Below are 14143 nucleotides of genomic sequence, written 5' to 3'. Positions count from 1 at the left end.
GGTTGCGAGCGCGGGTGAAAAGAAAGTCGAAGGCGTTGCCACGCCCATCGACTACCTGGCAGCGCACTTGTTGTTTAGTGCTTATCGCCTTCCAGAACAGACTCCGAGCACGGTAGCTGCATAGATTGATACCGTAATTCCCCGATAAATGACCGTGCCGCCGGACCCAGTTGATCGCCGTCTTCAAAGCTAAGATACAACAGCGCTTTACGGAGTCCTCCATGTTCCAGTGGAAGGGGGAGTAATTGCTGTGCGTCAATTTGCGGCTTTATGATCGCAAGGGGGAGCCAGGCAAAGCCAAGTCCCTGACAAATAATATCTATCGATGTCCTGACATGGCTCACCGTCCAACGTTGCTCGGCGCCCAGCCAACCCGCTTCTGCTTTCCGTTCAGAAGATGAGTCTCTGACGACGATCTGACGGTGTGACTTGAGATCTTCAGTAGTAATTGGCCGGTTTAACTGATGTAAGGGATGGCTGGGGTGTGCGACCGCCAGAAACTCTATTTCGCAAAGATCTTCGCTAAACCCGTTGGTGTAAGCGAAAGGAGAAATGGCAATATCGACATTTCCAGCCTTCAGCATAGAGTTTGCTCCGCTTAACACCGTCTCTTCAATTTCTATGCGCAACATCGGATATTCTTCAGACACTTTGTTAAGCACATTGTACAAAAAGGCGGAAGGAAAAATAATGTCGACCGCTATTCGTAGTTGCGTTTCGGTTCCTTGTTGCAGGCTGCTGGCGACAGCTTCCAGCTTAGCTGCTTCGTTTAGCAGAAACTCTGCGCGTCGTAACATCAGCTCGCCTGCGGGTGTCAGTCTGACCTTTCTGCCATCGCTTTCAAACAACGTAACCCCTATCGCTGTTTCCAGTTTCTGTACGGCGTGGTGAACGCTCGACTGACTTTTATGAACCTTTGACGCAGCCTGGTTAAAGCCGCCAGCGTCGACAACCGCTTTAAACATTCGCCATTGTTCCAGCGTTGCTTTAAGCATAATTAAGAGCCGCTATAGTAGAATGGTTCTTATATTATAACGCCTCGATTGTTATAAGAAATAGAATGACGACAAAAACCGAGAACCATGAGAGGAAGTCTTATCGGTTTACCACGCGATGCAACGGGTTTATACGTCTTATTATGTGAAAATAAAAAGATATGCAATGTAAAAGAAATGCCAAGCACAGCCATTCTTTTTCGGGTGTGGGCGGGTGGGGCAATAGGGCAGATTCAGTAATAGCGATCAGAAGCGTGCCGACAATTCAGCGGAATTTTATTGATGCAGGCACAACCTCATTGACAAGGGCGCTTTCCAGCGCCCTGTAATCACTTTTTTTGCGATAGATTGTCAAGACAATGCTTTTTGGATCTTAGGAATATCACATGTCAGTACCGTAACATTTTCATAACCCATTAAGGCCAGTTGCTCTGCTGCTAACTGCGCACGCACCCCCGAGGCGCAATGGATATAAAGAGGACGGCTGGCGTCTTTTTCTTTTTCAAGCATCTGCATTTCCAGTACACCGCGCGGAATATTTACGGTACCCGGAGTAGGAGCGTTTTCTGCCTCAGCGGGTTCTCTCACGTCGATAATTAAACCGTGGTTTTTCTGGCGTTCCTGCGCGGCTTCTTCTGCTGAAATTTTACGAATAGGTACAGTTATCGAGCTAAGACGGTCCTGAATTGATTTAAGCATGAGCGTTATCCTTGAATACTGTTGTATTAGTTATATCTAATATATTGCTTATTTACTATAATGCAAGGGAATGCCTGTTACCCTTTTTGACTGTGTGGCGTCGTTGCGCCAGTGAATATTGAATTTAGTTACGTGCTAATTACGGGCAGCAGTAACTGGCGGATTACTTTCAGGCCCCCGGGCGTTGTGCGTAAACGCGAGAAACATCTTGGACGAGACGTCTTTCAGGTAGGCAAAAACAAAAGCCGACAAGGCAATATAAAGGTTGGGTGTGAACGAGACGTTTTCACGTAAATACTTATTTAAATTATGTTTTGCGACCAAATACCTTGCGAAATGCAAATCATTTAGATTGAATAGTGCGTCTGCTGGTGAACGGTAAATTACAAATGGCGTCGACCAAAACAATTAAACCCGAAGAAATGCTGGAACATGCGTCTGATGCTGAGCGTTATCTTAAACAAATGGCGAACAAAACGCGCCTGATGGTGATGTGCTCACTGCTGGAAGGTGAGCTTTCGGTATCCGAATTGCTAACCAATATCCCGGTTACACAACCGGTTCTTTCTCAACATCTGGCGCTGCTGCGTGAATCTGATATGGTTGCGACGCGACGAGAAGGGCAAGTGATTTTTTATCGCCTTGCCGATGAGCGCATACGTCGAACAATTGAATTATTGTATGAATTTTTTTGCGCCAGCTAAGCTGGCGTTACACCAGCTTTGCCGGATCTAACAAGCTTTTCAATTCTTCCTCTGTCAGGTCGGTTTCTTCAATTGCTACTTCCAACACTGCACGTTTTTCTTCGTAGGCTTTTTTAGCGATTTGCGCGCCTTTTTCATAACCAATTTTTGCATTTAAGGCTGTAACCAGTATGGGATTTTTGGCCAGAGCCTGTGCCGCATCGTCGCCGTTAAACTGCATATCAGCTATCGCTTTTTCGGCCAGGTGCTCACAGCTGTTAGCCAGTAACGTTATGCCGGTTAACAGGTTAGCGCCGATGAGTGGAAGCATGACATTCAATTGAAAATTGCCTGATTGCCCCGCAACAGTAACGGCAGTATGCAGACCCATCACCTGAGCACAGGCCATTGCCGTTGCCTCAGGTATAACCGGGTTCACTTTGCCTGGCATTATGCTGCTACCCGCCTGCAATTTGGTAAGGCTGATCTCGCCAAGTCCCGAAAGTGGGCCACTGTTCATCCACCGTAAATCGTTGCTAATTTTCATTAACGAGGCTGCCAGTACGTTAAGTTGCCCTGCATATTCCAGCGCAGTATCCTGGGCGGACAGGGCGCTAAAGTGATTATCTGTCACATAAAACGTCAATCCTAACTGCTGGGTTAATGCTGACGCCACGCGAGCGCCAAATTCCGGATGCGTATTGATACCGGTGCCTACGGCAGTACCGCCAATTGCCAGTTGGCTCAGGCGGTTATGGGTGTCCTGAAAGCGCTCGATGGCTTGCAAAAGCTGCGCTCTCCAGCCAGACATTTCCTGACTGAATTTGACGGGCATGGCATCCATGAGATGGGTGCGTCCGGTTTTTATCAGCCCATCTGCATCCCGCATCTTCTGTTTGATGGTGTCTGCCAGTTTTTTTAAGGCGGGCAGCAAGCGGTTCGAAGACGCCATCATGGTGCTGACATGAATTGTCGTTGGGATTACATCATTGGAGCTTTGCCCCATATTGACGTGATCATTTGGATGCACTTCCATTCCACTTGATCGACTGGCAAGCGATGCGATTACTTCATTCGCATTCATATTCGTACTTGTGCCTGATCCAGTCTGGTAAATATCTACCGGAAATGCGCTATCGTGATCGCCGTTTGCGACCTCAGTCGCAGCCTGCCAGATAGCTTCTGCACGCTTGTCATCTAATAATCCCAGTTCTTTGTTCACCGACGCACAGGCCGCCTTTACAAAACCCAAGGCATGTATGAACCCTGATGGCATTGGCTGACCGCTGATGGTAAAATTGTCTACAGCCAGTGATGTCTGTTTTTGATATAGCGTTTCAGACATCGTTATTCTGCCTTTTGTAGAAGAGATTGCACATAATTGTCATCGTCCAGCTTATCAAGATCGATTTCTGGCTTTTCCATTAACTGATCATGAGTGAGTTTCACATTCACTTTATGGCTGGACCAATCGATCGTCTCGATGTCCCTTGGCAGCACAACAAGCTTCTTACCGCCGGGTAACCAGTTATTTGTGTCAATAATGAGCATTCTCATTGCCCAGCTTTTTACATCGAAAACAAAGTCGGTTATGTGGCCAACGTTATCTTCTGTCGTTGCCACTTCGTACCCATTGACTTCTCCACATGCCCGCAAATGGTTTTCAGGTGCAGAGGCCTGTTCTTCCTGCATGGCTTTTGCCATATCGGCGTCAGCCAGTTCCGTTGGATGAGCGAAGTCACCCCAGGCACCGGGACCAATCCAGTAATAGCCGTAGCCGAAATATTTAAACAATGTTTCCTCATACTGACGCGAAACCGGTTTGTGTTCATCTATAGACGGGCTGTCTTTCAATGTCTGAGACGTCATCGAAATATGCACATTTTCATTTTCCACATCGACTTTGGTGACTGAGATTGGGGAAATCACCACCTTGCGGCTAAGTGGTAGCCAGGTATTCGTATCCGCTACCAGATAACGCACCACAAAGTCTTGATCATCAAAAAGAATGTCTTTGCATCCACCAATGTCATCGTCCGTGGCGTGAAGTGAATAATGCTTTAACTGCTTATAAGAAATCATCATAACCGGCTCCTCCTGATTCAACATCCAAATTGTGCCTGTAGGCATTAGTAAGTGTAGCCCCCACTGGGAAAGGTGCGAGTATGTCTGCATAAGAGCCGGTAACCAGGTATTCAGGTAACCGCTAGTCCCGTCCACTGCTACCCTGTCACTTAGTCTCAATGCAGACGATATCTCAATCTAAGCAGGCTGGCCGGTTTCACCGGGCATGGCGTGGCTCTGCATTCTCTCCAGCTCGTTGTCTTTGCAGGACAAACGTATCTGTTTGCCTCGAGCACGCTGCCGGGGGGTGAGTCAGACCGGCCTGCTACTCACACACTCAGGTTCCATTATTCCAGTCACGACGTCGTTTTGATTTCGTTTGAATTAAAGGAATATCAGTGTGATAGCACCTGATATTGGTAACGCATATCCGCGTGGAAAGATCACCGTACTGAATGGTGGTGTGGTGACAGGCAATGCATAAACAAAAGTGTGGAGGGAGAGACAAAGCCGACATTGCAATAAGTTGCACACAGGATCGCACCACGTCATTACCAAATGCTTACGCGGGTACAGAAAATAAGCTGATTCAAATGGTGCAGAATCAACACACGAGCCCTTTACTACGTAGAGAATGGCAGCGGATAGAAAACGCGAGGATAAATAACGTGAGCATAGAAACGTGAGCAGAAAAGCGTAAGAAGGGCAGAGGAAACAGCATACGGTCCGGTGAAAGTCTCACCGGACCGCGATATCAGGTAATTACCTCAGGCTACATCAAACTCGTCGTCTGAATAGTCGTCGTCATAATCTGACTGATTGCTGGCTGAACTGTGCAGCGTGTAAAAATGCTTTTTACCCCGTGCCAGTCGTGCATATTTTTGCCAGGTACGCTCCACAGCGTTTTCTGCTGGTACGTTACCTTGTATAAAATCGACAAAATGTTGTTCATCGGCAGATTCAGGGGCAAGTTCTCCTGATTCCAAAGCCAATAGGGTTTTACCGTATTTGGTTAGCAAATCGGCTTCACTAATACTGAAGTCGCCGGACTTACGGAAACCGTACGGAAACTTAGCGCGGTCAATAAAAACCTTTTGTGGTACACGAATGCTTGGTGCTTGCATGGGTCATCTCAACAGTGATTGTGTTTTCAGGCTGACTTTTAAGCCAATTTGAAACAAAGTTAAAACAAAAGATTTTTTTCCTGAGAATAAAAAATATTGGTTGTTTCGCATTGGTGCATGAATGTGCCTAATGCCTTGATATGTTTCAATAATATGACAAGAGTAAGTCGCTTTTTCCGTAGGATGATGTAAAAAGGGGCAATATCAGTTTTCATGCCAATTGATAGAAGTTAAAACAAAAAATTCTTATCGAAACGATGATAAAAATTCGTTTTCTATTTTTTTCTGTCAATTAATAATACCTATGTGTTAACAACAACGAGATCGTAATGAGTAAAGACTATCGTTACCAGCGTGAAGAATGGGACTCGGTAGAGGATGGTGATTTTGACGATAAAAAGTCAAAAGGTCGCCGTCATCATGATGTAAAAAGTAAGCAAAAGCGCGACCTACAGCGTCGCGAAAAGCAACGCCGGCTTCATCAAGAAAGCTACTGATATCTCACGCTTTCAATAAATAACAGCGCGTCACTTTGTGATGCGCTGATTTAGCTATTGTATTTACATTAACAGCAATCTGTGACAGCTTAGCAGCTACTACGATTCGGTTATGTAAAAAGCATGGACATACGCTTTCTTACCACTTTCATAGAAGTTGTAAATACTCGTCATTTCGGCAAAGCAGCCGAAAACCTCTACCTTACGCAGTCGGCTGTGAGTGCTCGCATAAAGCTGCTTGAGGAATACTTCCATACCACCTTGTTTATTCGTCAGCGAAACAGTATTCAGTTAACTCAGGCTGGAGAAAAGCTGTTGCCATATGCAAAACAACTTTGCGACACGCTTAACGAGGCAAAGCAGGAACTGCAGGTACAATCTGCAGAATACGTGGTTTGCGGAGCAACACAGCTTGCCAGTGAACTGACACTGCCTGGCGCGCTCACTCACTTACACAATGCGTTTCCCGACTGGTCTGTAAAGGCCGAAGTGCTTACGCTGGATAATTTGTCCAGACAACTGCATGAGCGGGTTATTGATGTGGCATTTTCCACTGAGGTGCTCAAGTCTGAAGAAGTGGTAAGCCACGTTATGGAGCGAAAGCAGCTTTCTTTGTGCCAGTTCGCTGGGAATGGCAAAGGGGATGCGAATGGCTTCGTTACCATTGACTGGGGCGCCAAAGTCAGAGATAAAGTTCTGACGCAGTTTCCCGATTTCCGGGATGCCAAGTTGCGAACCAACTCGCTGTCTCTGGCGTTGTCTACCCTTCAAAGTGAGGGCGGTATTGCGGTGCTGCCGCATGAAACGGCAGAAAGGCTGGTTGAGTCGTCATCTGCAACATTTTTTGAGTCGCTTAACGACTGTTTTGTCAATGTCTATATGCACTCAATGAAGTCTGTCCGGCGGGTAGGGTTATCGGAAGTGATAGATAGCCTGGCACCAGCCTGAACGTCGGATCCAATTGACAGTAGTTACTTAGCAGCCTGCTGACTAACCTTGATCACAGGTCAGCAAGCCCAGTAACGCGAAGCGTTTAAGGAAAAATGAATGAAAAAGCTCATACTGGCGTTTAGCCTTGTGGGTATGCTGGCAGGGTGCCAGCAGTCTGCAAATCTTACTGAAATGTCTGAAAGTGAGCCGGTCAACGGTGGCGGACTGGCAGTACCCGTTCACTATGAGACCTTAGATAATGGCCTGAAAGTCGTCCTCTCTGAAGACAACACTGCGCCAATTGTGGCGGTAGGTGTTTACTACAACATTGGTTTTCGTATTGAGCCTAAAGACAGGACAGGATTTGCGCACTTATTTGAGCACATGATGTTTCAGGGCTCTCAAAACCTTCCTAAAGGTGAGTTTGACAAGCTGGTAAATGGTAACGGCGGTATCAACAATGGTTCTACCCGATTTGACTTCACCAATTACTACGAAATTCTTCCCGCACATACACTGGAAACCTTTATCTGGGTAGAGGCTGACCGTATGCGGGGGCTCAATATCACGCAGGCCGAACTCACCAATCAGCAGGGCGTAGTGAAAAACGAAGTGAAAGTTAATGTACTGAATCAGCCGTATGGCGGGTTCCCTTGGCTGGATCTGCCGCAACATGCTTTTGATAACTGGTACAACGCACACAACTTCTATGGCGACCTGGAAGATTTGGATGCGGCCACACTCGAAGACGTGGATGCGTTTTTCAAACAGTATTATGCACCGAATAATGCGGTTTTGGTTGTTACCGGTGATTTAGATGTGGACCAGACCATGGCCTGGGTGAAGCAGTATTTCTCTGATATCCCTGCGGTGACACTGGCGCCAAAACCGGATATTTCAGAGCAGCCTCAAACCGCAGAGCGAAAAGCTAGCCGAGTCGATCCACTGGCGCCAAAACCTGCTTATGCAGTGGCTTACCGTATGCCGGAACGTGACTCAGAAGCCTATTATGCGATGGGACTGATAGACCAGATCCTGCTTCAGGGAGACGACAGTCTGTTGCATCAGAAGCTGGTGGAGGAAATGGGCATCTCCAGCAATGTATTTGGCGGCATCAATATGTTGGGCAACATGTTTAATTATCAGGGCCCCATGCTGTGGACTGCCGGTATGATCCATGAGCCCGCAGTAACCGATGATTCAATTACCACAACCATCGATGAGGTTATCAACTCATTGCAAACCGCCCCAGTTTCTCAGGAAACCCTGGACAGAGCCCGCGTAAAGCTTCGTTCTCAACTTTATGACACGATTGATGGCAGCGGTATTGGAAAACTGGACTTACTTGCGACATTTGCGCTGTTTGATGATGATCCAACGCGCATAAACCGCATCGAGTCGGCGTTCGCCAGCGTGACCCCGGAACTGATTCAGCAAACGGCTAAGACGTACCTCATGCCTGAGAAACGCACAATATTTACTGTGATCCCCGAAACAATGGCGCAGGAGAATGCACCGGGAGAAGCAAAATGAACCGCATAATAAGAACACTTTCGCTTACGGTTGCATTAGGTGTACTGCCTGGCGCTGGCTATACGTCGACATTTCCCTCTGAGCCACCCGCCCCGGCGACGCCTAAGAATTTCACACTGCCAGAAGTAGAGAGTTTCACTCTCGAAAACGGCATGAAAGTGTCGCTAATTCCCTATGGCACCACACCCAAAAGCACCATGGTGCTGCATTTTAACACCGGTAATGAGAATGATGGGGACACCCGTGGCTTAAGCGACATCACCTTTGAGCTGCTCAACAAGGGCACGTCGTCATTGTCTGCCTCTGACATCGCCAAACAGGCTGCGTCAATGGGCGGACAGGTAACTGCCAGCGCGGGCATGAATACCAGCCGTATCGCTATCGACGTTCTCAGCGAGTTTAATGACCAGGCTGTGGCTTTACTTGCAGACCTTGTTGGAAACTCGGTGTTCGAAGAAGAGGACCTTGAGCGAGCTGTGGCGAATCAGTGGCGGCAAATTGAAGTTGCAAAATCCAGAGCGCAGGGGCAAGCGGTAGAAGCGTTTTATGAGGCAATGTATCCGGCACACCCTTACGGCCGCATTTTCCCGACTAATGACGAGCTTACCCGAATTTCGCGCAATGATGTGCAGGCTTTTGCATCACGCTACCTAACCGGACGTAATGCGCACCTGTATATTGCCGGTCAGTTTGAAAGCCGCAGCCTGAAACAGGCGATTACCAGCGCCTTTTCTTCGTTGCCCGCAGGTACGCAGGCCGACAGCACAGAGCCACCGGCCGCAGCACCTGCCTCACAACTGGTAGTGATACCACGCGAAGGCGCGGTGCAGTCGACAGTCAGGTTAGGCCAGCGGTCAATTCCTGCAGCAGATGACAAGTACATAGCACTTGAAGTTATGAATACCTTGCTTGGCGGCATGTTTTCCAGCCGTATTACGCAAAATATCAGAGAAGATAAGGGGTATACCTACTCTCCCAGAAGTGCGGTATTTAGCTACGATGGGGCGTCCGTGTGGTATCAGTCAGCCGATATTCAGGCGGAAAGTACCGGAGAGGCGATTAATGAAATTGTATCGGAAATTGCCGGACTGCAACAAATGCCACCTCCTGCTGATGAATTGCAGGGCGTAAAAAACTACATGTCTGGATTATTCGTATTGAGAAACTCTTCGCGTTCAGGTGTAATCGCGCAACTGGTAAATCTTGATATTCATGGTTTACCAAAATCGCGGTTAACCAACTATATCTCGCTGGTGAATGACGTCAGTGCAGAAACGGTATCAGAAGCCGCCAGAAACTATCTGGATCTGACTACGATGTCGTTGATTGTGGTGGGTGATCCTGAGCAAATGCAAACAGAGCTGTCGGTGGTAGAGAATCTGCCAGCGACACAATCGGAGAAGTAAAAATGAGTGGAATGTCACACCCGTTGTTGAGTGTGTCGGCACAGCAACGCCTGAATGAGACGCTGACCGCGATTAAAGAAAATGAGGCGCTGTGGATCCTTACCGACGAGCATGGCTGTGTAATGCTCACCGCCGATGACGAAGATGGCATTCCGGTCTGGCCTGACGCGGGCATTGCCAGTTTGTGGGCTACCGACGACTGGTCGCACTGTGAGCCTTTACAAATTTCACTGGCAGACTGGTTTAAAAAATGGGTGCCCGGCATGCAGGAAGACGAATTGCTGGTGATGGTTTGTCCAGTTCCTGGTGAAGAAGGGGAAGTGTTGGAGCCAGCTGAATTCGCGGAACAGTTAAGTTAACGTCATCGCAACTTATCACTGAGTACCAGGTTCGGTGATACCGTAAGCGGTTGTTCTGTCCGGCGGACCGAGAAGGTTTTGCGAGGATAAGGCACGCAACCAGACCAGTACCACATTAAGATTTAAACCGATGTGAAAAAGGCAGCATGACGTCTCGTTATGCTGCCTTTTTTGTCTTTCTGTCCGGCTTTCAGGCCGTTGTGGAGATTCAGCTGCACGCCAGCGTTAGCGTAATATTTCGTCCTTGTCCTCATCGTAAAGCGCCTTGCACCGACTGATCCAGCCCATTGCCTGATTTGCGTCTTTCCAGCCCAGGTAAGCCGTGATCTTAAAGTTCGCCGTGCTCGTTTATCTGTATACGTCCGGTAAATTCATAAATGGAGATAACGATGTTCACCGAGCAACCTACAATGAAAGATTTGTTTACGCAGCTTGGGCTGGATAGCAGTGACGAGGCGATTGAAGATTTTATTGTGAAACACCGTGGCATGAATGACAGCCGCCATATTGAGGAAGCACCGTTCTGGAGTGATTCTCAGGCAACCTTCCTACGTTCTGCATTGCTTGATGACGCAGAGTGGGCGGAAGTGATTGACCAGCTTAACGCCCAGCTACACCATGATTAATTCCTGCCTGCTCAGCAACTTTTGCGCGCAGTTGCTGGCACTGGTTTACCGACAGGCAGCCACCTTCTTCCGGGCGACGAGATTAGGGTAATCCCCGGGTAGGGAGTGCCGGTATTTATTCGCTAATGCGGTCTTATTGCTGCAATGAGACCAACATTACCGGCTTGCTCATTAAGGCTCTGGTTGCTCCAGCTTAGCAACGCGTGCAGAAAGTGCTGCAAGAGAATGCCTGAGCGTCTCAAGTTCCTGTTTAACCGCATCCAGCTCATGGGTGTGATTTGTTGCATGAGACCGGGGGGCTGGCTCTGTCGCGGCGGAGGTTGGCTCTGAGGCTGCATCGCTGTCTCCAAAACAATGTTGGTAGCGGATTTCACGTTTTCCCGGCTCACGAGGCATTGACCGAATCAGGGGATCAGGCTGATAGGCCTGCAAGCTTTCCAACGCCGTTTCCATGTCGGCCATACCTGAAAAGTGTGCCATGCGTGAACACCTGCCACGCAATTCTCCTGGTGTTTGGGGACCGCGTAAAAATAGCTCGGCAATTATCGCCAGCTGCTGCTCGCTTAACTTCAGATCGCCAAACTCAGTATTGCAAAAGCGGTGTGTGATCTTGTCAACACGGCTACCAAAGCCTGAAGAAACCTGCACCAGCCGCTTGGTTTTCAGCGAGTCCAGTGTTTCTCGTACTTCCGTCTCTGAGAGCTGCATTACGGGAGCACGGTTGCTTTTCTGGTTACACCCGTTTGTAAGTGCATTCACGGATAATGGATATTGCTCCGGTGTCGTCACCGATTTTTCCAGCAAAACGCCAATAATACGGATTTCAATTTCGTTCAAAGACGACATCATAAACTTAATTCTCCTGCGTTTTTTGCTAAAAACTGTCAAGTTTCATTGACATAACATGATGCGTTGTCGCAAAAAAATGCCCGTTCTGTCTGTACGCAGATGACACCAGACATCAGTTATGTAATAACAAGCAGTGTAAATAAGTATTACTGACAAGGAAAACAGAATGTCACGTAAATTGTGTGCCTTTTTGGCAGTTCCTCTTGCGATAGCTGCGTGTAGTGCGATTGCCAAAGAAGGGATGTTCACGCCGGAGCAGCTTCCGGAAATCTCCGATGATCTTAAAAGCACTGGCCTGGCGCTGTCGCCGGAGTCACTCAGTGACCTCACGGGGTTTCCTATGGGAGCGATCGTATCACTTGGGGGGTGTTCGGCGTCTTTTGTGTCCGATACCGGACTCGCCGTTACTAACCATCACTGTGCACGCGGCTCGGTGCAATATAATTCCACCTCGGAAAACAATTATCTTAAAGACGGGTTTTTAGCGACGTCACCAGATAAAGAACTTCCGGCAGCGCCGGGAACCCGAATGTGGGTTACCGTAGGTTTTTCCGATGTTACCGATAAAGTTACCGGTAAACTGGGCGACGACGTAACCGGTCGTGACCGTTACGATGCTATTGTGAAAAATCAGAAAGCGATAATCGCAGAATGCGAAGCCGAAGATGGATACCGCTGTTCGGTTCCGGCATTTTATGACGGTCTGGAATACAAACTGATCAAGCAACTGGAAATTCGTGATGTGCGAATTGCTTACGCGCCGGCAGATGCCATTGGCAAGTACGGTGGTGATATTGATAACTGGATGTGGCCTCGACATACGGGCGACTTCGCGTTCTACCGCGCTTACGTCGGGCCGGATGGTAAGCCAGCTGACTACAGCGAAGACAATGTACCTTATCAACCGAAGCACGTGCTGACAGTCTCTGCAGCGGGCCTGGAAGCCGGTGATTTTGTTATGGCTGCGGGGTATCCGGGGTCAACAAACCGCTACGCAAGACTGGTCACCGTTGATTACATGTTCAACTGGCTTTACCCCACCTATGTGGATCTGGTTACTGACTGGATTGACGCCATTGAAACGGCAGCTCCGGAAGGAAGTGATGCCCGCATCATTTATGAAGCGCAACTGGCAGGCCTGAATAACTTTCTGAAAAACACCAAGGGGCAGTTGGCTGGTGCAAAGCGGGTAGGTTTGCTGGACAGACGCGCGAGTCGAGAAACTGCCCTGAATGCCTGGTTAAAAGTTGAAGGGGATCCGAATGGATACCGGTCTGCGATTGCGCAACTGGACGATGTGAAGTCGCAGTCTGCGGCAATGAGCAAACAGAACTTCTGGTACAACAACCTGACCCGGGCTCAGTTACTCTCTGCCGCACAGACGCTTTATCGTAATGCGATTGAGAAGCAGAAGCCTGATGCAGAGCGCGAGCCTGGCTATCAGGAACGCGACAATAAACGCCTGGAAGAGCAAATGCAGCGTCTTGACCGCCGTTTTGATGCAGCCGTCGATAAGGCCGTTTGGGAGCGCTTTATTACGCTTTATATGGCGCAACCTGAAAGCGCCCATATCCAAGCCTTTGACGACGCTCTCGGACTGGATGACGCAGTAAATGCGGGCAGTCTGGACAGTATCCTTTCCGCTATGTACACCAAAACCTCGTTGAATCAGGCGGATACGCGTCTTAAATGGCTGAATGCTGACAAAGCCTCATTTGAAGCCAGTGATGATCCCTTCATCAAACTGGCTGTGGCGCTATACGATACCGAAATGGCAATAGAGGATAAATCGAAAACGCTGGACGGCAGGGAAGCCACGCTCCAGCCGAAATACATGCGCGCCATTATCGACTGGCAAAAGTCGCAGGGGAGTCTGGCGTATCCAGACGCGAACAGCACATTGCGCGTTACTTACGGCACAGTGCTGGGCGGCTCACCCAAAGATGGCCTGATCTATGAACCCTTTACGCGGCTCGAAGGCATCGTCGAAAAAGATACCGGGGAGGCGCCGTTCGATTCGCCGAAAAAGCAGCTGGCGTTAATAGAAGATAAGAAATACGGCCCGTATGCACTGCCGGAAATTGGCAGCGTGCCGGTAAATTTCCTCTCTGATCTGGACTCCACTGGTGGTAATTCAGGCTCTGCAACTTTGAATGCGAATGCAGAACTGGTGGGGTTATTGTTCGATGGCACCTTTGAAAGCGTGAACTCAGACTGGGACTTCGATCCGAAAACAACCAGAACCATTCATGTAGATACCCGGTATATGCTGTGGGTTATGGAATACGTAGATGGTGCAACGAACCTCATCGAAGAGATGAAAATAGCTAAATAGGCACGGGCTTCCCCGCGCCTACCATTGCATCAGATTTTTTTTT

The 14143-nt window shown here is 48.5% G+C and carries 14 protein-coding genes; 8 read left to right on the top strand and 6 right to left on the bottom strand.

Annotated features, from left to right (window positions below; all coding sequences use genetic code 11):
* Window positions 1-74: 74 nt before the first annotated feature.
* Together ACLBLI_RS11760 and ACLBLI_RS11755 are read right to left on the bottom strand one after the other, a co-directional pair.
* Window positions 75-995, bottom strand: a complete 921-nt coding sequence (locus tag ACLBLI_RS11760) for a LysR family transcriptional regulator (protein WP_414827799.1) — start codon at window positions 993-995, stop codon at window positions 75-77.
* A gap of 351 nt (window positions 996-1346) precedes the next feature.
* Window positions 1347-1694 (bottom strand): rhodanese-like domain-containing protein, encoded by a 348-nt coding sequence (locus ACLBLI_RS11755; protein WP_414827798.1) that lies wholly within the window; start codon window positions 1692-1694, stop codon window positions 1347-1349.
* A 389-nt stretch (window positions 1695-2083) separates the two neighbouring features.
* Here ACLBLI_RS11755 and ACLBLI_RS11750 point away from each other — a divergent pair, with 389 nt between their 5' ends.
* Window positions 2084-2398, top strand: coding sequence for a metalloregulator ArsR/SmtB family transcription factor (locus ACLBLI_RS11750; RefSeq protein WP_414827797.1), 315 nt, complete (start codon window positions 2084-2086; stop codon window positions 2396-2398).
* A gap of 7 nt (window positions 2399-2405) precedes the next feature.
* Here ACLBLI_RS11750 and ACLBLI_RS11745 read toward each other — a convergent pair whose 3' ends face one another.
* The 3 genes from ACLBLI_RS11745 to maoP all read right to left on the bottom strand — a co-directional run bounded on the left by ACLBLI_RS11745 (window position 2406) and on the right by maoP (window position 5565).
* Window positions 2406-3722: a class II fumarate hydratase gene (locus ACLBLI_RS11745; RefSeq protein ID WP_414827796.1), complete on the bottom strand. Its 1317-nt coding sequence runs from the start codon at window positions 3720-3722 to the stop codon at window positions 2406-2408.
* A gap of 2 nt (window positions 3723-3724) precedes the next feature.
* Window positions 3725-4462 carry a PRC-barrel domain-containing protein gene (locus ACLBLI_RS11740; protein ID WP_414827795.1) on the bottom strand — a complete coding sequence of 246 codons (738 nt, stop codon included), beginning with the start codon at window positions 4460-4462 and terminating at the stop codon, window positions 3725-3727.
* 746 nt (window positions 4463-5208) lie between these two features.
* Complete coding sequence (maoP, locus tag ACLBLI_RS11735; protein ID WP_414827794.1) at window positions 5209-5565, bottom strand: DUF413 domain-containing protein; 357 nt, start codon at window positions 5563-5565, stop codon at window positions 5209-5211.
* 329 nt (window positions 5566-5894) lie between these two features.
* Here maoP and ACLBLI_RS11730 point away from each other — a divergent pair, with 329 nt between their 5' ends.
* The 6 genes from ACLBLI_RS11730 (at window position 5895) to ACLBLI_RS11705 (ending at window position 10916) form a co-directional block, all read left to right on the top strand.
* Window positions 5895-6062: a hypothetical protein gene (locus ACLBLI_RS11730; protein WP_218312006.1), complete on the top strand. Its 168-nt coding sequence runs from the start codon at window positions 5895-5897 to the stop codon at window positions 6060-6062.
* A gap of 123 nt (window positions 6063-6185) precedes the next feature.
* Window positions 6186-7010 (top strand): LysR family transcriptional regulator, encoded by an 825-nt coding sequence (locus tag ACLBLI_RS11725; protein WP_414827793.1) that lies wholly within the window; start codon window positions 6186-6188, stop codon window positions 7008-7010.
* Window positions 7011-7109: 99 nt separating this feature from the next.
* Window positions 7110-8525, top strand: a complete 1416-nt coding sequence (locus tag ACLBLI_RS11720) for a M16 family metallopeptidase (protein ID WP_414827792.1) — start codon at window positions 7110-7112, stop codon at window positions 8523-8525.
* Window positions 8522-9931 (top strand): M16 family metallopeptidase, encoded by a 1410-nt coding sequence (locus ACLBLI_RS11715; RefSeq protein ID WP_414827791.1) that lies wholly within the window; start codon window positions 8522-8524, stop codon window positions 9929-9931. Before ACLBLI_RS11720 ends, ACLBLI_RS11715 begins: the two co-directional genes overlap by 4 nt.
* Before the next feature lie 2 nt (window positions 9932-9933).
* On the top strand, window positions 9934-10290 hold the full coding sequence (locus ACLBLI_RS11710; protein ID WP_414827790.1) for a DUF2750 domain-containing protein: 357 nt from the start codon (window positions 9934-9936) through the stop codon (window positions 10288-10290).
* A gap of 389 nt (window positions 10291-10679) precedes the next feature.
* On the top strand, window positions 10680-10916 hold the full coding sequence (locus ACLBLI_RS11705; protein ID WP_414827789.1) for a DUF2789 domain-containing protein: 237 nt from the start codon (window positions 10680-10682) through the stop codon (window positions 10914-10916).
* A gap of 171 nt (window positions 10917-11087) precedes the next feature.
* Here the strand turns inward: ACLBLI_RS11705 and ACLBLI_RS11700 are convergent, their stop codons facing one another.
* Complete coding sequence (locus tag ACLBLI_RS11700) at window positions 11088-11765, bottom strand: YceH family protein (protein WP_414827788.1); 678 nt, start codon at window positions 11763-11765, stop codon at window positions 11088-11090.
* A gap of 166 nt (window positions 11766-11931) precedes the next feature.
* Between ACLBLI_RS11700 and ACLBLI_RS11695 the strand changes: the two genes are divergently transcribed.
* Window positions 11932-14100 (top strand): S46 family peptidase, encoded by a 2169-nt coding sequence (locus ACLBLI_RS11695; RefSeq protein WP_414827787.1) that lies wholly within the window; start codon window positions 11932-11934, stop codon window positions 14098-14100.
* Window positions 14101-14143 lie beyond the last annotated feature (43 nt).

Origin of the sequence: Alteromonas sp. H39 (assembly GCF_047556435.1) — a bacterium.
Lineage (GTDB): Bacteria > Pseudomonadota > Gammaproteobacteria > Enterobacterales > Alteromonadaceae > Alteromonas.
This window is presented reverse-complemented; position numbering and strand designations above follow the sequence as displayed.

Coding starts and splice junctions, on each gene's coding strand:
- maoP (WP_414827794.1), bottom strand. CDS start 5,565: ATGCAAGCACCAAGCATTCGTGTACCACAAAAGGTTTTTATTGACCGC.
- ACLBLI_RS11720 (WP_414827792.1), top strand. CDS start 7,110: ATGAAAAAGCTCATACTGGCGTTTAGCCTTGTGGGTATGCTGGCAGGG.
- ACLBLI_RS11740 (WP_414827795.1), bottom strand. CDS start 4,462: ATGATGATTTCTTATAAGCAGTTAAAGCATTATTCACTTCACGCCACG.
- ACLBLI_RS11710 (WP_414827790.1), top strand. CDS start 9,934: ATGAGTGGAATGTCACACCCGTTGTTGAGTGTGTCGGCACAGCAACGC.
- ACLBLI_RS11725 (WP_414827793.1), top strand. CDS start 6,186: ATGGACATACGCTTTCTTACCACTTTCATAGAAGTTGTAAATACTCGT.
- ACLBLI_RS11755 (WP_414827798.1), bottom strand. CDS start 1,694: ATGCTTAAATCAATTCAGGACCGTCTTAGCTCGATAACTGTACCTATT.
- ACLBLI_RS11705 (WP_414827789.1), top strand. CDS start 10,680: ATGTTCACCGAGCAACCTACAATGAAAGATTTGTTTACGCAGCTTGGG.
- ACLBLI_RS11715 (WP_414827791.1), top strand. CDS start 8,522: ATGAACCGCATAATAAGAACACTTTCGCTTACGGTTGCATTAGGTGTA.
- ACLBLI_RS11700 (WP_414827788.1), bottom strand. CDS start 11,765: ATGATGTCGTCTTTGAACGAAATTGAAATCCGTATTATTGGCGTTTTG.
- ACLBLI_RS11745 (WP_414827796.1), bottom strand. CDS start 3,722: ATGTCTGAAACGCTATATCAAAAACAGACATCACTGGCTGTAGACAAT.
- ACLBLI_RS11750 (WP_414827797.1), top strand. CDS start 2,084: ATGGCGTCGACCAAAACAATTAAACCCGAAGAAATGCTGGAACATGCG.
- ACLBLI_RS11695 (WP_414827787.1), top strand. CDS start 11,932: ATGTCACGTAAATTGTGTGCCTTTTTGGCAGTTCCTCTTGCGATAGCT.
- ACLBLI_RS11730 (WP_218312006.1), top strand. CDS start 5,895: ATGAGTAAAGACTATCGTTACCAGCGTGAAGAATGGGACTCGGTAGAG.
- ACLBLI_RS11760 (WP_414827799.1), bottom strand. CDS start 995: ATGCTTAAAGCAACGCTGGAACAATGGCGAATGTTTAAAGCGGTTGTC.